The organism is Thermoanaerobacter mathranii subsp. mathranii str. A3 (assembly GCF_000092965.1).
Lineage (GTDB): Bacteria > Bacillota > Thermoanaerobacteria > Thermoanaerobacterales > Thermoanaerobacteraceae > Thermoanaerobacter > Thermoanaerobacter thermocopriae.
Map to the genome: position 1 here is coordinate 1,816,475 of NC_014209.1, position 23,101 is coordinate 1,839,575.

Below are 23,101 nucleotides of genomic sequence, written 5' to 3' on the forward strand. Positions count from 1 at the left end.
ATAAGAAACTATGACAAAGTCGTCATAGCTTCTTATTATCCCATTATCACTAAAACCTGATGACTATTCCCCTTCTTTGTTAAATCAATAGTCTTATCTGTAACAAGCTCCCCATCTATATATACTTCCTTTACGCCTTTGTTAACACCATTAGGATTTCTTACCTCTATTAAATATTTGATATTTTTATAGTTATATTCTATCACATATTTATCCCAATTTTGGGGTATACAAGGATCTATTATAAGTTTTTCTCCGTATTTTTTCAAACCCAAGAGGTTCTCAATTGCTATTCTGTACATCCAACCTGCTGCACCTGTATACCACGTCCAACCTCCTCTTCCCACATGAGGTTCTACTGCATACACATCTGCTGCCATGACATAGGGCTCTACCTTGTACTTCATACACTCAATAGGGGTTCTGGTGTGATTTATAGGATTTATCATGTTGTAAAGTTGCCATGCTTTATCTCCTTCTCCAAGCTCCGCAAAAGCTAGTATAACCCATGCTGCCGCATGAGTATATTGACCGCCATTTTCCCTAACTCCCGGGACATATCCTTTTATATAACCTGGATTTAATTCACCACTGTCAAAGGGAGGCGCTAAAAGCTTTATTATCCCTTCTTCTTCATTGACCAAATAATTTATAACTGCCTTCATTGCCTCTTTTGCTCTTACTTCTTTTCCCGCTTTAGATATAACAGACCAAGATTGAGATATGGAATCAATTTTACATTCTGAATTGTCTACAGATCCTAAAGGTGTCCCATCGTCAAAGTAAGCCCTTCTGTACCAACTTCCATCCCATGCATTTTCTTCTATAGCTTTTATTAACTTGTCAGCTACTTCCTGATACTTTCTTGAATGTTCTTCATCCTTTTTAGTTTGACATATGGGCGAAAACTTCTGAAGAATAGTGTACAAAAACCAGCCAAGCCATACACTTTCTCCTTTCCCTTTGTTTCCTACCTTATTCATTCCGTCATTCCAGTCGCCAGTCCCCATCAAAGGCAAACCATGTTCTCCAAATTTTAATGAATAGTCTATAGCTTTTAGACAGTGCTCATACACCGTACCTTTTGTTTCAGATATGCGAGGTGTGGAATATCTTTCCTCTTCTTCCTCCTTCAATGGCAAGTCTTCTAAGTAATTTACTTCTATATCCAGTATAGACCAATCTCCCGTCTTTTCTATATAGTCAGCTGTAACATAGGGAAGCCACAATAAGTCATCAGAAAATCTTGTTCTTATTCCTTTGTTTAAAACTGGATGCCACCAATGTTGTACATCCCCTTCAATAAATTGGTGTTGACAAGCGCTGATTATTTGATTTTTTGTAAATTCTGGTTCTAAATATATCATATTCATAGCATCCTGCAATTGGTCTCTAAAGCCATAAGCTCCTCCCGATTGATAAAAAGCCGACCTTGCCCACAATCTACATGCAATTGTTTGATAAGGCAGCCATCCGTTTACAAGCAAATCCATCGACTTGTCAGGAGTTTTAACCTGTATTCTTCCTAAAAGGTATTGCCAAAATTCTTTCACTCTTTGCAATTCATTTTTACAATTTTCAACATTTGTATATTTTGAAATCAACCTCGCTACTTCTTCTTCGTTTTTTCCATGCCCTAACAAGATTGCAAATTGTTTTTCCTCATTAGCTTTTACTTCTACATGAAATTGTATTGCAGCACAGGGGTCTAATGATATTCCTGTAGAATTTGATAGAGTTTCATATTCCAATGCTTGGGGTGAAGTTAAACTTGAAGCAACTCCTATAAACTCTGACCTGTCGCATGTAAATGAATTTATCTTTTCCGAAGCTGACAAAAATGCTAATCTGTTAGCAAAATCTTCATTGTATACATTTCTAATCATTAATGCTCCTATTTTTTCATCGTACTTTGTAAATAGATACGGTGAAGTAACTTCATCTGTCACTCCTAAAACCGGCCTTATGTAATAAGATATTGTCAGTTTCCTGTCTTCATCTCCCAAATTTTTAATGGTAACTAAATTTATTTTTATCGAATCTTCCTTTGCTACAAACATATTTAACTGTTGGCTCAAACCATAAGATATTGTTTCAAATGAAGTATACCCAAAACTATGCTTTATATATTGAACTTTTGATTTGCCAGCAGGCAAAGGAGTAATTGACCATTTGTCCCCTGTTTCTTCATCTATCAAATAAATTACCTCACCATGGGGGTCTAAAACAGGGTCATTGTACCATGGAGTCAATTTGTATTCCCTACTGTTTTCTGCCCAAGTATACCCTGCCCCTACCTCTGACACCTGAAAACCAAAAGAAGGGTTAGAAATCACGTTTATCCAAGGAGCAGGAGTACTTTTGCCTTCCCATTTTATCACATACTCTTTGCCATCAAAGCTAAACCCTCCAAAACCATTGTAATAATCTAATGGCAATTCTTCCATTTTGACTTCCTCAAAATTTTGTACTTTTTTGACCCAATTTTTAAGTTTGGGTGTGTTTTTTGTCTCTTTAATCATTATCTGGTCGTAAAGAGATTCATTTTCCCCATCAAACTTGAGGGCTGCAACAGTATTTAATAAATATATATCCTCTTCTTTTAAATTATTTTGCTGTAATAAATAAACTCCTCCATATTTTCCAAAGATGTCATAGGAAAAAGTAGTATTAATTAACTCTTTTATCTTGTCTTGTAAAGGCTGGAGATAACCGCTTTTATCTTTATTTAATATAACAAGGTCAATATTTATCCCTTTCATTTTCCAATATTCATAAGCCTTTAAAAACCATTTTACCATCTCTAGTTCTTCCATCTTTTCTATCTCTACTAACACAATTGGCAAATCTCCTGAAATTCCATTTGCCCATAATCCGGATTGACCCTTTACATTTTTCAAAGTTATCTCTTCTCTTAATTTACGCTGAGGACTCACAAATAAAATGTGAGCCAACATCCTCTGCAATAGACCTAATTCTCTGGGTTTTAAATTAAGATAATCTAATTCTACTCTACTTCTTGTCCACGACATTTCAAAAGCTCTTTCTACTACATTTTCCTCTTTATATTTTGCAGCAATTTTTACGGCTTCCTCCTTAGTTTCAGTTATTGCAGAAATGTATACTACTTTTGCTATCTCTCCTGGCATTACTTTTAGCCTTTTTCTTAAACTTACAATAGGGTCGAGGACTGCTCCTTCTGTATTGGAAAGGGGTTGATCAACTTCTAAAGCAATTGGATTTTTCAAGCTTCTTCCTCTCCCTATAAATTTTGCTCTATCAGTCTCAAACTGAGTATCTCCTACAATTTCTCCACTTAAAACTGCTACCTTATGCACAGCCCATAGTTTATTTTTCCCTTGTTCTCTTGGCTTTCTGTAGACTAAAATTGCATCTTCTTCTTTTAAAAATTCTGTTTTTACAAAAAGTTTATTAAAAGCAGGGTGTGCCACATCCGTTGGCAAATCTATCAAGCTTATTTCTCCAAAACTCGTAACTTCTAATATTCTCGGATGTTTACTATGATTTTTTAAAGTAAGTCGCCTTATCTCCACATCATCTTCTGGCGAAATAACTATTTCTAGGTGGGTATCTATATTTCCAACTCTTTTAAAGTACTCTGCTTTATCGGCAGAAAAAACAACCCTGTAATTTTGACCTTTTTCGTAAAAGGGAGCGTAAGTAACTGACCATACAGTATTAGAGTTTATATTTTGAACAAATATGAAGGTACCAAAATCTTGCGCCAAGTCTTTCCTCCACCTTGTCAAGAAAATACCTCTGCTATTTTTACTGTATCCCGTTCCCTTTTCTGTAAGCATTACGAAATATCTTCCGCTTGACAAAATATGAACCTCTGGCAGCCAAGTTTTTGATTCTCCCAAAATCCTTACAAAGTCCCCGTCTTCTTTGCGAACTTTTTGAATTTTTCTTGCTTCTTCTCTTTCTTCTCTCGTTATATCTAAATACATTGGCATTTTTTCTTGCAACAATATTTGAGCAGCTTTTATCCTTGGGTCTTTGTGAAATCTTTTTTGCATTACATTGTTATTTATAAAATTGTCCAAAGCTACAAATACCATACCTTGGTGATGGGCCATAAAGCTTTTAACTATCGCACTTTTTTTGCCAAAAGGAACCCTTTCTGGTGTATAGTCTATCGCCTCATAAAAACCGTATTTCCCTTCAGCTCCTTCTTTTTTAAAGAACCTTATATTTTGTAACGCCCCTTCTACATCTACTCCAATAGCCAGCAAAGACCCATAAGGAGCTACTACTTTGTCGTGAGATAATCCCCTTTTAAGACCTAAACTAGGGACTCCAAAAGCTTTATACTGATAATTTAAATTCATGTCAAAAGCGTAAAATCCCGACTCTGATATGCCCCACGGAATTCTTAATTCTTTAGCATAATTTTTTTGCACTCTTACAGCAAAGGCATAAGTTTCATCCAATAAAGTATTTGGGTAATTTCTCATTACTAAAAGAGGCATAAAATACTCAAACATCGTTCCAGACCAAGACACCAAGCCTTTGTAACGATTTTCAATGGCAAGCATCCGGCCCAATTTAAACCAATGTTTTTTATCAACTTCTTTTTTTGCAATAGCAATAAAACTCGCTTGCCTTGCTTCTGAAGCCAACAAGTCATAATAAGACTTTGTAAGTTTTTCCTCTTCAACATTGTACCCTATTGAGAATAATTGTCTTTTTTCGTCATACAAATGCCTGAACTCTGTTTTCTCTACCAAATCTTCAATTGTACTCTTTATATTTTCAATCTCTGCCTCCAACTTTTTAATTTTCTCCAAAGCCTGGGCAACTTTATCTTTTTGGCTTTTTAACAAAGCTTTCTCCTCTTCTGTAGCTTTTTCAAAAGCTTCTTCTATTTCTAATAAATAGTTTTTGTAAACTTTTTCCAATTCTTTTGGAGATGAATGTTCTTCAAAAACCTCCTTATATCTTTTAAAAATCTCTTGCTCTTTCTCACTTTCATCAAATTCTGTCCATACTAAGAATTCTTTCATTTCCCCTTTTAAAGCTATAATTATGTTTTTCAATCTCTCAACATTTTCCAAATCATCTTGTGAGCTTAAAAGTTTCTCTCTAATTTTATCTAAGAATGCCTCCCACTCAGAGGGCACTAAAGTCGTTTTACTTAAAACGGTTGTAAAAATATTTTCTGTAATTCCTTTTACATTCAACATTTTGATAGTATCTTTTAAGCCTTTTGCCAATTCAATATCTATAAGAGGTTTATTTAAAAATTCACCTATTGCTTCCTTTACTGTAATCAAATAACCTACTAAATTTCCGCTATCGACAGTAGACACATAATAGGGCCTTAAAGGCTCTAAAGTCTTTGTATTGTACCAGTTATACAAATGTCCGTTCCATTTTTCCATTTTTTCAATTGTATCAAGGGTTTTTTTGATTCTTTTTACCATCTCAGTTGTGGTTATATAACCTAAGTCTCTTGCACCAATTACTGAAACCAAGTAAAGTCCTATATTTGTAGGTGATGTTCTCTGCGCAATTCCATTAGGGGGGTCTTCTTGAAAATTATCTGGTGGAAGATAATTCTGGCTCTCAGTCACAAAGTCTTCAAAATATCTCCAGGTTTTTCTCGCAACTAAGCGCAACTCCTCCATTTCCTCTTGTGATACAGTTTTTTCTTTTGAAATTATTGGCTGGCTTATATAAAAAGCAATATATGGAGAAATAGCCCAAAGGAAAAAAAGCGCTATAGCTCCAATTAAATCTTGGGGCTTAAAATACATAGATAACCCAATTAATACTAATCCCTCTACTAAAACTATCCACATTCTTTTGATAAAACTTACAAAGTCATTTGTAAGTCGTTTCTCCATATCAGCAGCTGTAACCCATTCTAATAAATTTTTTCTAGTTATATAAAGTCTCGTCAGTGTTCTAACTATTGCATCTGTCATCATATATGCTTGATATGGCAAAAACACAAAATTAAGTAAAGATTGATAAAAAGCGGCTTCTATTCTAGTTATCATGGCTTTATGTCTTTTTTCCCAATAGTGTCTAAACTGGCCTTTAAAACTAGTGTCAACTAAAGCAGGCAGAAGTGGGAAGAAAATAGTTAAAGCTACAAGCCCTAACCATAAAAAACTACTTCCAGGTAAAATACTAAACCCCAAAAATATCATTAACATTAATGTGACTGAAACAACACTTCTTCTCATGTTATCCATAATTTTCCATTTAGTAATTAAAGAAAGGGGATTTTTTATAATTTCTCCTTTTCTATTTTTTATTTTGGATTTCAAATAAGGCAATAACTGCCAATCACCTCTAACCCATCTGTGTAGTCTCATAATATAAGAATTATATTTAGCAGGGTATGCATCAATCAATTCTATATCACTGACAAGACCTGTCCTCACAAAGGACCCTTCTAAAAGGTCGTGACTTAAAATAGAATTATCCGGTATAGTATCTGTTAAAAGTTCTCTAAAAACATCAACATCATATATTCCCTTTCCTGCATATATACCTTCTCCGAACAAATCCTGATAAACATCTGATACTGCTGTAGTATATGGATCTATACCACCCTCTCCTCCAAAAATTCGAGAAAATAAAGTTGCATTTGCACTTTCTACATCAATACTTATCCTTGGCTGCAACAATCCATATCCTTCTACTACTAGACCATAATCTTTATCAATTACTGCTTTGTTTAATGGGTGTAGCATAGTACCTACCAATTTTTTAGCAGTATCAATAGGTAAATTAGTATCTGCATCTAAAGTTATTACGTATTTTATATTCAGTTTAGAAACATCTTCATTAACTACATAAAAACTCGTGTCTTTTTTCCCTCTTAAAAGCTCGTTAAATTCGACAAGAGCTCCTCTTTTTCTTTCCCAGCCCATCCAAGCTTTTTGCATTTTATTGTATTGCCTTTTCCTATGAAAATAGTAAAATATTTTTTCGCCGTTTTTAGAATATTTGTCATTTAATTTTTCAATTTCTTGCAAAGCGCATTTTACAATTTTTTCATCCTCTGGCACAACTTCAAAAGGAGCATCTTTGAAATCTCCTAATAGACCAAAATATAAATTTTTTTCTCGGTTTGCATGATAATACACCTCAAGATTATCAATCAACTCTTTTGTCCTTTTTTCATCTGGCAAAAGAGAAGAAATCACTATCATTGTCTTAGCATCTTCAGGAATACCTTCTTTCAACTCGATTTTTGGTAATATCACTGGCCTAAAAATATGCATTAAAATCCAATTTACTAATTGAATTGATATTTCGCTAAAAGGCACGAGAAGAATTAGAGCGGAGATGAATAGCATGTCCCACCTGTTGAAAAAATTTGCTATATATTTCAATACCAAAAATTCTCCTAATAATATAAAAGTTAAAATTAAACTTAGATACAAAGTTTCGGGAGATTTTTTGGCAATTTCTATCCAGCTTATTGTCCTTTTTGATTTATTACTCAGCTTATTTTCAAGAATACTTCTTCCTTTTCCTACAAGGTAAAATCCTACATGGTTTATATACCCTAGTTCTCCCTCTTGTTCTGCCACTTCTTTTGCACATTCAATAGCCTTTTTAGCAACATATGTTTCTGAAGTATTATAATATTTGGCTATCTTTTCTATTTCATGCCTGTAATAATCTCTTGATTCAAAATCCATCTTAGGATACGTACCATCTGGGTCTTGCCTTAACACTTGTTCTACAGAACTCAAACTTTCAAAAATTTGTGCCCAATCCAGTGATGAAACAGTTTTTAAACTGGTAATAGCATTGCCTATAGAAATCTGTCTTTTGACCTGTATTTGATGAGCCTTTTCTGCTACATCACTGATGCTAGTGTCATATTCCATCAAAATCTTCTCTATAGACTGTATAATATTAGCAGAACTATTCCCTTCTTTTCTAAGTCTACTTACCAAATGCTCAATAAACTGAAGAGGAAATTTATCCGCAACGTTGATGTTTTCCCTTATGAGCTTTTTCACTTCTTCATATTTCATTTCTTTTTGTAAAAGCAATGTAAGTATTTTCTCTGCTTTTTCTCTTTGGCTGCGAGTTTCTACAATTTTCTCGCAAATCTTTTTTATTTTCTCCACCAAAGCAATGCGTATCATAAGGCTTAAAGCCCACAGCTCAGAGCTGGAAAGCAAAGCCTTTGTCTGATAAGCCTTTATAAAATTAATTATGGCTTTTTCATCAATTTTCCCATCAGTGTGAAGAACCAGCTCAAAGGCTATTGCATATATTCTTGGGTAGCCTTTGAATAAACCATTTTTAAGTCCTGGAAGTCCGGAATAATAACTTTTTGACAAACTTTTTCTTATTTCTTTGACTTGCTCTTCGATTATATAAAAGTTGTCTAGCAGCCATTCCTCTTCTTGAGAAATATAGACATCCTCTTCCTTTAAGATGCTGTTCAAATTTCTATAAACATTTTTTATGTAGTTGTAGTTTTTATTCATCCGCGGAATTAACAAATAAGATAATTTAGTTCTCTTCATTATGTTGTGATTCTGCGCTATTTCGGCTGCATGTTTTTCCATTTCTTCTGAATTTAGAATAATATCATCAAAATCCCTCATCGAGTCTTCTCTATTTAATCTCTGATTTTTTGAAACATGTACTATTGAAGTTGCTATTAAAAGCAAAACTAAAGCTACTATGTACCACACAGTCTGTCAACTCCTTCTCCACTGCAATTTTATGCTAAAAATATTATTCCCCCAAATTGCGATTTTAAAGCAAAAAAATAAAAGCTCGCATATGCGAGCACACACAACTATTCTTCCCATACTTCTATGTCTCTGAGCCACTTAGGATAGTAATTTTTAACTATTCCTTTTGCAACCCTTCCCCATCCTGCTGGAAATCCTTCTATAGTAAAAAGAATCCATCCGTCTTCTAAGCTCAATTCAAAAGTTTCTCCTTTTAAATATTTTTCCCTCTGTTTTCTTTCAAGTTCCAGAAATCTTCTAGCTTGGTAAGTTTTAATCCCCATTGCCAACCAGTGAGAAGGCTCAAACCTGTTTTTCTTAAGCTCTCCCAATTGCCAACCGTATCTGTAAACTCGTATATTACTTAAATCCGGTAAACCTTGTGGTACATGGTAAACAAAATCATTATGCACTTCAATATTTAAATTACCTAAGTCTAAACTAAGATATCTATCAGCAAAATCGTAAAACAGTTGTAATTCTTTTTGCTTTTTCTTACCCTTCCTCCTTTTGAATTTAGAATTTGCTTCTCCCTCTTTTTTTCTCAATTTTGCTATAAAATGTCCTTCTCCTCTTACTTTGTGGGGCCACAATCTCATACATTTTTTCAAATCTTCAGGTCCTTCCACCCATTCTGGATAACCTCTGTCAAAAAATTTACTCATTTCACTTTTTTCAACTTTAAACTCTGGATATTCTTCTAAAAATTTTTTTATAACTCCTTCGTTTTCTTCTGGCGAAAAAGTGCAGGTAGAATAAACCAAAATGCCTCCCGGCTTCAATAACGGCGCTACATTTCTGAGTATATTTTTCTGTGTTATGGAGCAACTTATCACATTATTTAATGACCAAATTTTTCTCGCTGTAGGGTCTTTTCTGAACATCCCCTCTCCTGAGCAAGGAGCATCTACCAAGATTTTGTCAAAATATCCTTCAAATGCAGTAGTCAACTTTTCAGGAGTTTCATTTGTTATGACAATATTTCTTATCCCCATTCTCTCTACATTTTCTACTAATGCTTTCATTCTTTTTTTATCTATTTCATTAGCAACAATAAGCCCTTCATCGCCAATTTTTGTGGCTATATGGGTAGTTTTACCTCCCGGTGCTGCACTTACATCAAGAATTTTTTCCCCTGGTTTAGGATCTAATACCTCCACAACTGCCATTGCTGTCGGTTCTTGAATATAATAAAGTCCTAAAACATGGTATAAATTATTGCCTGCCTTTTCCTCTTTGTCGTAATAAAATCCTGTTGGACACCAAGGAATAGGTGTTATCTCAAAAGGAACAATTTTTTTAAACTCTTCTACACCGATTTTTAATGTATTCACTCTTAAGCCTTTTTGAGGTTTTTTGTCGTATTCCCTTAAAAAATCCTCATACTCTTCTTTAAGTAATTGCTCCATTCTCTTCAAAAACTCTTCTTTTACTATAATTTTCATCTTATTACTACCCCTATCTTATTGATTGAATAATATACTGGCAACTAATCTTTTAGATACTAATAACTTTCCCATTATTTTCCGCTGACAACAATATTTTATCCAAAATTAATTGGTCTTTATAGGCCTCGTCAAAAGTCGGCGTCTCACTAAATACAATTTTACCCTCTACAACATTTGTAAAAAAGTTTATAAGGCTTGCCATATGTAAATCTACCATCCACCCAAGAGAATACTTTTCTGGAGGATATATTGACATACTATACTCGCTAAATTTGCTTTTTTTATCGTAATCGCCAATTATTTGAACATTTTCTTGCTTTTTATATAATATAGCATAACGAGGCTGCTTTGTAGTTATTTTTATTGACCCTTTTGTTCCATATATTTCAAATATAGTCTCTTCCTCAAGGTCCGGAGATATCCTTGAAGCTTCGATGCTTCCCCAACCTCCATTTTCCATTTCTACTTCTACACTTGTCCAGTCATCTACATCTACTTCTTCATAAATATCAGAGCCTTTGGATACAGGCCTTTTTTTAAAATATGTCTTGGAATTTGCTCTCAAAGACTTTATTTCTCCTATCATAAATCTCACTGCATCCACAAGGTGTATACCCATGTCAACTATAGCGCCACCGCCAGAAGTAGCTTTTTTCATTTTCCAAGACATAGGCCTCTTAGGGTCCATATAACCCGAGTGAAGCATCAAAGCCTTAAAATTTAAAATTTCACCTATCTCTCCATTTTTTATCATGTCTCTTGCTTGGTTTACCGCAGGCATAAACCTGTACATTAAAGCTGTTTGATGTATTAGCCCTTTTTCTTTTGCCTTTTCCATTATTTCATAGGCTTCTTTGCCGTTAACTCCCATTGGCTTTTCAAGATATAATGGAATACCTTTTTCTATCGCTTTCATCGCTTGTTCATAATGAAGGTAATTAGGGGTACATATGTCGACAGCATCAAGGTCGCCCTCTTCCAGCATTTCTTCAATACTTTTTACACCTTTTTCAAAAAAATGTGGTATATCTTCTGTGTTATTTTTGCAGACAGGTCCAAGTTTCACCTCAAAAGGAAGGTTTTTAAATATTAAAGGCATTGAAAAACAAGCTATAGAATGGATTGTGCCAATAAAGCCAAGCCCTATAAAGCCAAGTTTTATTTGTCTTTTTGACATTACAGTTCACCTCTTTTCGAAAATTCACTTATTAATTATAACATTGATAAAAAGCATAAAAAAGAAATCCCTTTTATAAGGGAATAAAAAAATTTTTGTAGATATTTCATCACTCATTAGAGTCGTCAATTAAATTCATGCAGAACACCTTTTGCACGAGGCACATCATATACATGCCATTTCTTTATTGTATGTCTCTTCTATAAAATCTGCAATAATAGGTCCAATCTTATCTATATCCACCAAAAAAGAGTCATGCCCTTGCATTGAAGATACTTCTTCAAATTTACCATAACCTCCTGAAGCATTTAGCTTCTTAATAAAGTCTTTCATGTATTTTGAAGGAAAAATCATATCTGTATCTATCCCTATCATGAGTACTTCTGCTTTAATCCTTTTAAGTGCCATCTTTAATGAACCATAAGGCTTCGTAATGTCGTGTTCATTCATAGCCCATAAAATATATAAATATGAATTTGCATCAAACCTGTTTATAAAAGACAAACCATGATAGTTGAGGTAATTCTCCACTTCAAAATTGTTTTCATCTCTTAGCCTATCAAATCTATAGTCAAATAAATCACCGCTTTTGTAGGTTATCATTCCTAACATCCTGGCAGTGCTCAACCCTTTATCAGGTTTATGTGGTTTATCATAGTAATCACCACCATAAAAATGTGGATCATTTAATATGCATTGTATACCTACATGGTTATACGCAATATTAAGAGGGGTAAGCTTATAATCGGCAGCTATAACAATAGATTTATCCACTAAATCCGGGTATGTTACTGCCCACTCCAAAGCCTGCATTCCCCCCATAGACCCTCCAATAATAACTTTTATCCGATCTATGCCAAGATAATCTAAAAGAAGTTTTTGCACTCTAACCATGTCTCTTATATTAATCTTCGGAAACCTCAAGCCGTAAGGTTTCCCTGTTTTGGGGTCTATAGAAGAAGGACCTGTAGTTCCATAACAACTGCCGAGAAAATTAGAACATATGACAAAATATTTGTTTGTATCAATATATTTGCCGGGACCAATTAAAGGGTCCCACCAACCCACGTTATTTTTTCCAGGATGTACACCTGCTGCATGAGCACTGCCACTTAAAGCGTGTTCTACAAGTATTACGTTATTTTTTTCTTTATTTAATTTTCCATAAGTTTCATAAGCAATAGTAAGCTCATCAAAGCTATATCCACTTTCTGTAGTGAATATATTTTTCCCTCTTAGTGTAACCTTTTTTTCCTCAACTATCATTTACATCAACCTTTCTTATCTATTTTTGCGATGCATAAAGGGCATTATCAAGGTCTTCTAATATATCTTCTATGTCTTCTAGCCCTACCGAAAGTCTTATCATATCCTCCGTCACACCAGAAGCCAACTGTTCTTCTTTTGATAACTGCTGATGAGTTGTGCTAGCCGGATGTATAACCAACGACTTTGCATCCCCTATATTAGCAAGATGAGTAAATAATTTTAAGCTCTCTATAAACTTAATGCCTGCTTTTAATCCACCCTTTATGCCAAAAGTCAAGACTCCTCCTTGCCCTCTTGGCAAATACTTTTGTGCTAAAGCATAGTAGGGACTTGATTTAAGTCCTGGATAACTCACCCAAGAAACATATGGATGAGAAGCTAAAAACTCTGCAACTTTTAAAGCATTTTGACTGTGCCTTTCCATCCTAAGGGATAGAGTCTCTAATCCTTGTGCGAATAAAAATGCATTAAAGGGACTCAAAGCAGTACCCAAATCCCTTAAAAGCTGCACCCTTGCTTTTACAATATAAGCCGCTTCACCTACATCTTTTACATACCTTATACCATGATAACTTGGATCTGGTTCTGTAAGTTCTGGAAACTTTCCATTGTCCCAATTAAATTTTCCAGAATCTACTATAACTCCACCTATAGAAGTCCCATGTCCACCTATAAATTTAGTCGCCGAATGTACTACTATATCAGCTCCAAACTCGATAGGTCGGGCAAGGTAAGGAGTTGCAAAAGTATTATCTACAATTAGAGGAATTCCTGCAGTGTGGGCAATTTCTGCTATTTTTTCAATGTCAGCCACGTCAATCTTTGGATTTCCAATAGTTTCAACGTATAATGCTTTTGTCTTATCTGTTATTTGACTTTTAAAGTTCTCAAGATTTTTAGGGTCTACAAATTTAAAATTTATACCAAACTTTTTCAAAGTAGTCGCAAAAAGATTATAAGTCCCTCCATAAAGATTGGTAGAAGATACAATCTCGTCTCCTACTCCTGCGATATTAGTAACCGCCAGCGTTATAGCTGCTTGACCTGAGGATACAGCAAGGGCACCTACCCCACCTTCTAATGCAGCCATTCTTTTTTCAAAAACGTCAACAGTAGGGTTCATCATTCGAGAATATATATATCCTTCTTCTTTTAAGGCAAAAAGGTCTGCAGCATGTTGAGTACTTTTAAAAGCATAGGAAGAAGTTTGAAATATTGGAAGGGCTACGGCACCTGTAGCTGGATCAGGCTCCCAACCTTCATGGATTGCTAAAGTTGAAAAACCATATTTTTTAGCCATATTTTTTAACTCCTTTCACAAAAATTTTTTAAATTACTTCAACAAAATCCTCAAATTCACTTAACTTTAATTCTTCTATTATATTCTCTTGTAAAACTTTAAAAAAAGCTTTTATTTCGGTTATTTCTTCTAATTTTTCTATTAATTCCTCTACATTTTTCTTTGTCTTCACAATAGCTGCAAACGTACCATTTTCAGAGGAAGATTCCACAATTGATACCCTTTGTTCTTTTAAAAACTTTAAAACTTTTTTCAAACCTAAAATATCTTCTTTGTAAAGTTTAAGCCTTATATAAAAAGTATCTGTAAAACTTCCCTGACGAATTGGAAGTAAGTTTATCCTCAAATTATCCTTGATATCATAGTTTAACAATATATCAATTAAATCAGCCACTACAGCATCCCCTGTAGGAAGTTCTCCAGCACCTTTTCCTACAAAAACATATTCACCAAAACTATCCCCTCTAAGTATGATAGCATTATTTACGTCGTTTACCCTTGACAAAATATTATTTTCTTCGACTAAAACTGGTTCCACTCCTGCAAAGATACCATCTTTGACTTTTTTGCCCCAGGCAAACAATTTTATTTTATATCCCCATTTATTGCTGTAATTTAAATCTTGAGTCGTGATTTCGTCTATTCCTTTTCTAGGTATAGAATTTATTGGCACATTTATATTGAACACTTCCCTCATTAATATAACAAGTTTATAAAGGGCATCAAAACCTTTTACATCATAATCGGGGTTTGCCTCTGCATATCCTAATTGCTGGGCTTCTTTAAGTGCTTCTTCATAACTTCTACCTTCAGTAGTCATTTTGGTGAGAATATAATTAGTAGTGCCATTTACTATACCGCCCACAAAATCTATTTCATCTGTGATTTTTAATCTATCAATTTGATGCAATATAGGTATAGCTCCACCTACACTTGCCTCACATTTTAGAAATACTCTATTTTTTTCTGCTATTTCATTTAATTCTTCTCCATATTGGGCTATTAATTCTTTATTTGCAGTAATTACATGTTTTCCTGAAAGCAAAGCCTCTTTAACATATTCGTAAGCCGGATAAATACCACCTATTGCTTCAATAACAATTTTTATCTCTTTGTCTTTTAAAATTTCTTCAGCATTTTGAGTAAGTAGTCCTTCCACCTTCACTTTCCTGGGCTTATTGAGATTTTTCACGAGTATCTTTTTTATCTCAGGATAAACGCCTGTGCTCTCCTTTATATGACCTCCTCTTGAAGTTATCAATTTATATACTCCTGTCCCTACTGTCCCAAGTCCCAATAATCCAATTTTTACTGTCATATCACACCTCCAAGCAAATTTTTAGGCCCTCTTCGAAATGAGAAGAGGGCCTAATAATCCGCCACTCCTCTCATCTCTCAGGTTAGAATAATCTAACCTGCAGGATTTGGCACCAGACGCATATAAATGCCGGTTGCCGGGTTTCATCGGGCCAGTCCCTCCACCACTCTTGATAAGAGGTTTGCGTGTAATATATTCAATTTTGCATGTTGTAATCTATGTTATCACTTTGAAACTGTAAAGTCAAGAACTTTTTTTGTACTCTTTATTAAATTTTTTCAAAATTTTAATATACCTCTCTTCCTAAGCATTTTCCTATTTGTGTCGCAAGACGGTTTCTTCAAACTCTTCTTTTATCTTTTTTAGTAATTCCTCTCTTGTCATTATATCTAGCGCAGTCATAGCCAGAACTTTGGCTGAAAGTACGGCTGTCTCTTTACCTCTGGTCGAACCTGCGGCTTTCAAAAATTCCAGGCTATGAGGTACTACGTCCTTTTCAGCTATGGCTATGTGGGGATGGATAGAAGGCACGACTTGGCTTACATTTCCCATGTCCGTTGAACCGATGCCTTCTTCTTCGTCACTTATATCGTGATAGCCCAATTCTTTTAAATTAGCTTTAAATACCTCAGCCATAGTTTTATTAGTTACTAGGTTGTCAAAACCAAGTTCAAAATTTCTATATGAAAGCTTTGCTCCAGTTGACAACTCAGCACCCTTGGCACAGGCTATAACTTTCTCCTTTACTTCAAGCATATATTTTTTTTCCTTCGCCCTCACGTAAAAGCGGGCGACAGCTCTTTCGGGAATGATATTGGGAGTATGACCCCCTTCGACAATTATCCCATGGATTCTCGCATCAGGTCTCAGTTGCTGCCTTAAGGCATTGATGCCGTTAAAAAGAAGGATGACCGCATCCAGAGCGTTTATGCCCAGGTGAGGTGAGGCGGCAGCATGGGCTGCTTTACCTGTGTATGTAAACTCCAGGGCTTCCATGGCAAGAGAAGTTGTATATATAGTAGTCCTATTGCCAGGATGTACCATCATGGCCGCGTCCATATCATTGAAAATACCTCTTTCTACCAATAGCACCTTCGCACCATCGGTTTCTTCTGCAGGAGATCCTACTAGTATCACTTCGCCGGAAAGCTCTTCAGCCAACGCTCCTAAAGCCACCGCGGCTCCGAAACTTGCAGCTGCAATAAGGTTATGTCCACAAGCATGACCTATTTTCGGAAGAGCATCATATTCAGCTAGAAAGGCTATTTTGGGACCGGGTTTTTGGCCTTTTTTTCTTGCTAAAAAAGCAGTTGGCAGTCCTTCGACTTCATTTACTAAAAAACCATAAGCACTTATTTTTTCCCTCAACAGTTTTGAAGCTTTAAATTCTTGATTTCCAAGCTCTGGATTTTTATATATCTCATCGGCGACTTCAAAAATTTCCTCCTTAATCCTCTCGATAAAAGAAATGACTTTCTCTTTCAATCCTTCCATATCTGTAGCCACTCTCCTAATCTAAAAAAATTTATTCATATGATCCTTACGCAGTTTTTCAAAATTATCTTTATCCATCGATATGGCCCTTTTCATAGTTATTGGAACGGTATTTCAGCTCTATAAAAAAGCTTTCATTAAGATCTTGTATGGACATACTACAGTCTATTGTCTGACAAACAGCATTCAAAAATGATAAGAATTCGCTTTCAGTCAAAACACTCCTATAATCAGTTTTAAGATTATGACCTTCTTTGTTAACCGATATTATAATGATTAGAATGCTATGCTCTAAATTGATAGACAAGTCCAAAACGGTTTCTTTGACATATTGTAGTAAATACTTGACTAATGAAGACACAATATAAAATATCAGTATATAGTTTCCTCTAGGCCTAGCAGAACTATCATCGCTTACTTTGATATTTATCCAATCATTCAGTTTCCTGTTATGCAACCAGTTCTTTAAATCTGCTTCAAGTTTTTTCGGTTCACAATCCACAATGCTTGTCGGTAATGTTTTCAGGTATTCGAGGTACAAATCCTCAATTACTTGAATTGCATCCAACATATCGGAATTACCGGCCAGTCCGCTTTTTTGTTTTAGAATAGCAAATACAAATTTGCTTATCTCCCTTATACTATCTAAATCCATTTTATTTTGCTTAAGCTTTTCATTTGTTGATTTCAGGATATTCTGATATAATATATTTCTTTTTTCAAGCGCTTCCTTAAGCATCTCCTTTTCCCGCTCAAGATTGTAATATTCTATTGCCTGTCTTATTATAACTTTAAATTCTTCCTCCAATTTCCACGGTTTTGTAATAAATTTGAAAATATCGAGTTGGTTTATTGCAGCCAATATCTGAGGCAGCTGGGTATAACCCGACAATACAATTTTAACTGTCTTTGGGTACTTTTCCTTGACAATTTTTAAAAGCTGCAGACCATCCATTCCGGGCATTCTCATATCCGTAACTATGACACTTATTTCATTTTCTTCCATTATTGCAAGGGCTTCCTCTGCACTCATAGCAAAAAAGGATGTATAATCCTCGTCAATAAGTCCCCTCTTTAGTGAATTGAGTATCTCTTTGTCATCATCCACAAACAAAACTGAATTGCCCTTCATATATAGCTCCCTCCAACACTGTATTTTTAAGAAAAATTGCAGTTTCCCGGCAGCATTAAATACCTTAATGAATTTCGTCAACTACTTTATCGCAGTCTTCCTTGCAGATACCAAGAAAATCAAATGCACCTGCGTCTAAATCAATTTCTAAATTTTCCCCTAAATATCTTCCTGCATAATAGTCCGCAATATGTACCACAGACACTATTTCCCTGTATATCACCCTACTGTCTGATGGAGAATGGTGGAATAGTGCCGATTCTATAACAGGATACGTAAAGTCAAGATGGTCTAATATATACCCTCCGATTTCTTGGTGTAAGGTCTGCATATTTGCTTTCACTTCATCATTATCATCTGTAAATATAGACAAAACAGCATATCTTCCAATATCATGAAGCAATCCTGCAATTAAATATATATCGCTTAAATTCTTCTTTAACAGGCGCCTATAAATTAAATCCGTTATCCTGTTAGTAAGCGTTGCATGCTTAATCAAAAGCTCTTTGTTTACGCTCGGGTTAATTTTGTTGATATATCCAAATATTACGGCAGCTAAAATAATATTCTTTATATTAAACTCACCTAAGCGACCGGTGGCTTCCTCTATTGAGCCAACCTGTGCTTCCCAAAAAGAAGAATTCACAATATCTAATGTATCCCTTTCCAGCCTTTTATCTTCAGCTACTTTTTTTAGTGCTTTTTGAGTATCTCTTACTTGTTCTAGCGCAAAACTTAAACCCTCATAAAGACCTTTTTCTCTTAAAGTACCAATGATTGAGCTTATACCTTTCAGCGTTTCCTCACTATTGAGTATCTCTCTTGCCCCTATTACCTGTTCGATTGTCCGAATAAAATTCTCATTGTCCCAAGGCTTAAACATGTACAATTTTGCTAAATTATTCTGTAAAGCGTCATTAAACAGTTTTTCCTCCGCGTAGCCGCTCAAAATGAGCCTTATAGTAGAAGGATACTTTTGTTTCACTCTTTTCAACAGTTCATACCCATCCATTGTAGGCATCTTCATATCGACCACTATTACGTCAACTTTTGTATTATCCAATATTTTAAGCGCTTCTTCTCCGCTATCTGCTGTATAAACACAATAATCACTATCAAGGTATAATCTTCTAATTGCTTTTAATATTTGCTTCTCATCATCTACAAACAATAACGTCTTACTCATTCTATACCCCACCCAAAAGCAAATCTACAACATCCATCAATTAGAATAGTTACTTTGCTGGATGATTTGTGTCCATCTGCATTTGTCAATCCTGCCTATTGCTTTTCTCGCCTCTTCCAGATCCTGTCTCGCTTCTTCATACCGTTTCAAAACGTAAAAAAGTGAATGCCTTCTGTAAAACCCTTTGGCCGCCTCATAGTCAGACTCTAACTGTAAAGCAAGTTGTATGGATTCTTCATACATTTGTAAAGCTTCAGCATAGTCTCCCATATTCGCCAATATGATGCCTTTAAGGCGCAACGCTTTTAGTTTCTTCATATCGTTCCTGGATTCCATCGCTGCAGATATAGACTTATTACAATATTCCAAAGCAGTATCCAGATTATTGCTTTGCAGTTCGTATATACTGCGGTATCTATAGTAATCGCTAATATAGGATATTTCTTCAGCATCTGTAAATATCTTATATGCGTTTTCCAGCATACCTGGAACCTTTTCGTAGTTTCCAAGTTTTAAATTCAGTCTTGCGATACCTAAATAGTTGATTGCCGCTTCAACCGGCAGCCCTCGGCTTTCCGCTATCTCCAGAGATTTGTTATAATATTCGAAGGCCTTAGCAAAATCTCCAATTTCATACATCAAATCTCCCATATTCAACTGAGCAACACACAATTTATACATTGATGATATTTGATATGCTTTTTTTATAGACTCCATAAATAGTTGTTCAGCCCTTCTAAATAATCCTTTTTCTAAGTATAGTATCCCTAAATTAATACTGCTGGATATATAATTTGCAAGGTTTGATATCTTTTTTGAAAGCTCAATGGACTTGTTAAAATATTCCTGAGCTTTTGATATCATTCCCATCGTATAAAAAACAATCCCCAGATTGATGGATTCATTGGCCATTATTCTAAAATTATTTATTTTCTCAGCGTAATTATAGGCTTTATTCAGATAAAAAAGAGCATTTTCCATGTCTCCTCTAGTGTAATACAGTATCCCCGTCCGGTTAAGAGTCTCTGAAAGATTTTCATAGTCTTTGTTCCTGAGCAGAATTTCTTCAGATTTCTCTGCTATTTCCAAAGCTTTTGGATTTCCTTGCTTTTGAAAAATGCTGCACTTCTGCTGAAGCAGCTTCCCGTATAGGCTGCTGTTCTGCCTTATCCTATGTTCAATTTCTTCAATTATTTTTAGTGCTTCATTATATTGGGCCTTTTCTTCATAAACTTTCGCAATCATAAGCTTTATTGAATAAATATCATCCGCCATTTCAGCGATCTTTAAGGCTAAATTTAAATATTCCAGAGCCCTGTCATACTCGGCCATTAAAAAGTATATCTCTCCGATATCCATATATGCATGTAAAGCCTTTGAATCACTCGGCTCATCGCCTTCATTCTTTATCGCCTGAAGATACCTGTCGTAGTATTCCAGGGCGCTGTCGTAATTAAAGTCTCTTTTATACTTCTCGGCAGTTTTTCGATAGTACTCCTCCGCCTTCTTATTTAATCCTGCCGCTTCAAAATGCATACAGAGGATTTCATAAAAGTATTCCAGTTCCCCTCTATACCTCGACTCTATCATTTCCCCCAATTTTCTATGGTAATATTGTCTATTTTTGTTCAAGATACTGTTGTATATAACCTCTCTGACAGTATCCCTTTCAAACATGTAGACCCTGTCAACTGCTCCCGAAGTAATTCGAACAGATTTGGGAGAAATTATATTCAATTGAACTGGAAGTTTTATCAGTCTTTCCATTTCATCCTCATCAACATCCAGCAAACTTCTTACCCAGGATAAGTTAAATTCCTTTCCTATTACCGAAGCAGCCTCCAGAAACCTTGTGGTCGCTTCATCCAGTCCCGAAAGGTTTGATAAAATAATGCTTTCCAAATTACGTGGCAGTGAAATTACTCCCTGCAAGTTAAAGTAAACGGTATTATTCTTGATTACAAATTTTCCTTCCCTTTTGGCAGCATTAACAAACTCCCTTACATATAGCGGATTGCCGTTCGTAAGCTGATATATCTCATCGTTTAAGCCTCCATTAATATTTTTGCAGCCAAGTAGCTGGCATATTTGAAAGCTGACCCCTCCTTTGCTTAGTTTTTTAAGCTTCAAGGTATAAATTCTATCGGGACTTATAGTATTAAACGCTTCTATTTCATAAGTGGAGGTGAAAATGAAGGTGGTTTTTACCTCAGACAGTAGTTTTATCAGTTCTATCAATATGTCAACAGACACGGAATCTGCAAATTGTATGTCATCTACTATAAAAACAACTTGCTGATTCATGCAAAGACCTTTTATAAATATAGAAAGCTGGTTTATTAATTCTCTTTTTATATCATGGTATTCCATAGAATTCAATATATCCTGAAAATCCTTGCTTCTGTCCAAACCCATAACAAAGGCTAAAAAGTCATAGTTCCTCTGAACTTCATCTTTGCTACGGCCTTTCAAAATATAACCTACGTAGGACATAAGTCTGGCTTTTTTTGTATTATTATCGGTTTCCGGACTGACATCGATCACATTGTATAAAATGTTGGAAATCAAATGGTATGCTTTTCTCTGGTAGGTAGGGTCACTATCTATCCATATCCTCTTTATATTATTATCTAAATCTGATGTAAACTTTTTTATAAGGCTTGTCTTGCCAATACCCACCTCGCCTAAAACGAATATAACCTTAGAATTTTGAGCATCTCTAAAAATGGTATTGAGCAAATTTATTTCATGGTCCCGCTCTACAAGCTGAATATCATCTTTACCGTAATCTTTTGCAATACCAATAGGAACATAGCATTTTACAGGTTTCTCTTTGTTTTTGACCACAATCTCCCTTGGATCCGAATAGTTGATCACATCTTTTGTGGCTTCATAAACCGATTGGGAGACAAGGATTTCTCCCCTCGCTGCGCTGGACTGAAGCCTCTGGGCCGTATTTACAGTATCACCAATTACCGTATAATCTTTGTCAAAATAGTTGCCCACGCTTCCTGTGACCACAAGGCCGTAGTTTACTCCAATCGACAGGCTGAGGTTCACTCCCTTGTCGTGAAGTACTTCTTTCGAAAACTTATTTATAAGTTCCATCATTTTCATTGCGCATACCACAGCCCTTATGGGATCGTCGGCATGAGGATACTTGGCACCGAAAAGGACCATTACAGCATCTCCTATGTATTTGTCTATAGTGCCTTCCAGCTCATAAACAGGTTTTGTGATATAATCAAAACAATCATTAATTATTCCGCGAACCTCTTCGGGGTCCATTTTTTCAGATAGTGCTGTAAAGCCCGATACATCTGCAAACAAAACCGCTACATTCTTTCTGCTCTCTGGCAGTATATCAAAATTTTGTATGGAGCTCCGTTCGCCTTGACTGCCAATTTTTGCACCGCAGTTGAAACAGAACTTTGCCATCATTGGGTTCGGAGAACCACACACTTTGCATTTCAAAGGAAATTTCATGCCGCATAAGCTACACTCTTTACTATCAGAACTGGGTAATTTGTATCCGCAATTAAAACATATCATATAATATACCCCCGTTTTTCTTGTCTCGTCATGTCCTCAAACTTTACACCGTTTAATTTAATTATAACATATATTAAATCAGCTTACACAGGTAAAAAAACAATACCATGAGGAAAAAGAAAATAACCAACCGCATTATAGCAGAATTTGCGAAATTTTTCAGTGTGGAAAGAAAGATAAAATGAATATATTAGAAGAAAAAGCAGTTTTTTTTTTTTTTTTCTTAATCTTGACAAATAACTATTTTCGTGTTATTTTATAAATAACAAAAATTTAATAATACAATGTCGATAAGGGCACACTTATCGAAAGGTAAGGTCGCAAAGCCATGGGTCTAAGGGAATGAATATTCCTATGATCGCCAGGCTGCCGAAACATTATAATTGCAGTTAATTATACTGCTGAAAAAATTTTAGGCGCCTGGGGATTACCCATAGGTGCCTTATTTATTATTCAACGCAAAAACAATTCTAAAGAAGAAGGA

Annotated in this window: 10 protein-coding genes and 2 riboswitches; all 10 genes read right to left on the minus strand. The window is 35.2% G+C overall.

All coding sequences use genetic code 11. The features are described from left to right. Positions 1–35: 35 nt before the first annotated feature. Positions 36–8,699 (minus strand): glycoside hydrolase family 94 protein, encoded by an 8,664-nt coding sequence (locus TMATH_RS09035; protein ID WP_013150726.1) that lies wholly within the window; start codon positions 8,697–8,699, stop codon positions 36–38. 107 nt (positions 8,700–8,806) lie between these two features. Next, positions 8,807–10,186, minus strand: a complete 1,380-nt coding sequence (locus TMATH_RS09040) for an RsmB/NOP family class I SAM-dependent RNA methyltransferase (RefSeq protein WP_013150727.1) — start codon at positions 10,184–10,186, stop codon at positions 8,807–8,809. A gap of 52 nt (positions 10,187–10,238) precedes the next feature. Next, complete coding sequence (locus tag TMATH_RS09045) at positions 10,239–11,366, minus strand: Gfo/Idh/MocA family protein (protein ID WP_013150728.1); 1,128 nt, start codon at positions 11,364–11,366, stop codon at positions 10,239–10,241. A 165-nt stretch (positions 11,367–11,531) separates the two neighbouring features. Continuing rightward, the gene (gene metX, locus TMATH_RS09050; RefSeq protein ID WP_013150729.1) at positions 11,532–12,632 is read right to left on the minus strand and encodes a homoserine O-acetyltransferase MetX; all 1,101 of its coding nucleotides are present in this window, start codon (positions 12,630–12,632) and stop codon (positions 11,532–11,534) included. Positions 12,633–12,651: 19 nt separating this feature from the next. Continuing rightward, positions 12,652–13,935, minus strand: a complete 1,284-nt coding sequence (locus TMATH_RS09055) for a homocysteine synthase (RefSeq protein ID WP_013150730.1) — start codon at positions 13,933–13,935, stop codon at positions 12,652–12,654. Positions 13,936–13,963: 28 nt separating this feature from the next. Then, complete coding sequence (locus TMATH_RS09060; protein WP_013150731.1) at positions 13,964–15,253, minus strand: homoserine dehydrogenase; 1,290 nt, start codon at positions 15,251–15,253, stop codon at positions 13,964–13,966. A gap of 67 nt (positions 15,254–15,320) precedes the next feature. Further along, positions 15,321–15,432, minus strand: a riboswitch (SAM riboswitch). A gap of 136 nt (positions 15,433–15,568) precedes the next feature. Continuing rightward, complete coding sequence (locus TMATH_RS09065; RefSeq protein WP_013150732.1) at positions 15,569–16,747, minus strand: M20 family metallopeptidase; 1,179 nt, start codon at positions 16,745–16,747, stop codon at positions 15,569–15,571. A gap of 70 nt (positions 16,748–16,817) precedes the next feature. Next, positions 16,818–17,879, minus strand: coding sequence for a response regulator (locus TMATH_RS09070; protein ID WP_013150733.1), 1,062 nt, complete (start codon positions 17,877–17,879; stop codon positions 16,818–16,820). A 64-nt stretch (positions 17,880–17,943) separates the two neighbouring features. Then, entirely contained in the window at positions 17,944–19,065 is a 1,122-nt protein-coding gene (locus TMATH_RS09075; RefSeq protein WP_013150734.1) for a response regulator, read from the minus strand. 36 nt (positions 19,066–19,101) lie between these two features. Continuing rightward, entirely contained in the window at positions 19,102–22,617 is a 3,516-nt protein-coding gene (locus tag TMATH_RS09080) for an adenylate/guanylate cyclase domain-containing protein (RefSeq protein ID WP_013150735.1), read from the minus strand. Positions 22,618–22,902: 285 nt separating this feature from the next. Further along, positions 22,903–22,991, plus strand: a riboswitch (cyclic di-GMP riboswitch). The last annotated feature ends 110 nt before the right edge of the window (positions 22,992–23,101 follow it).

Bases quoted from the DNA above. Each gene is read 5' to 3' on its own strand.
- TMATH_RS09080 (WP_013150735.1), bottom strand. From the start codon at position 22,617: ATGATATGTTTTAATTGCGGATACAAATTACCCAGTTCTGATAGTAAA.
- TMATH_RS09070 (WP_013150733.1), bottom strand. From the start codon at position 17,879: ATGAAGGGCAATTCAGTTTTGTTTGTGGATGATGACAAAGAGATACTC.
- metX (WP_013150729.1), bottom strand. From the start codon at position 12,632: ATGATAGTTGAGGAAAAAAAGGTTACACTAAGAGGGAAAAATATATTC.
- TMATH_RS09040 (WP_013150727.1), bottom strand. From the start codon at position 10,186: ATGAAAATTATAGTAAAAGAAGAGTTTTTGAAGAGAATGGAGCAATTA.
- TMATH_RS09060 (WP_013150731.1), bottom strand. From the start codon at position 15,253: ATGACAGTAAAAATTGGATTATTGGGACTTGGGACAGTAGGGACAGGA.
- TMATH_RS09045 (WP_013150728.1), bottom strand. From the start codon at position 11,366: ATGTCAAAAAGACAAATAAAACTTGGCTTTATAGGGCTTGGCTTTATT.
- TMATH_RS09055 (WP_013150730.1), bottom strand. From the start codon at position 13,935: ATGGCTAAAAAATATGGTTTTTCAACTTTAGCAATCCATGAAGGTTGG.
- TMATH_RS09075 (WP_013150734.1), bottom strand. From the start codon at position 19,065: ATGAGTAAGACGTTATTGTTTGTAGATGATGAGAAGCAAATATTAAAA.
- TMATH_RS09065 (WP_013150732.1), bottom strand. From the start codon at position 16,747: ATGGAAGGATTGAAAGAGAAAGTCATTTCTTTTATCGAGAGGATTAAG.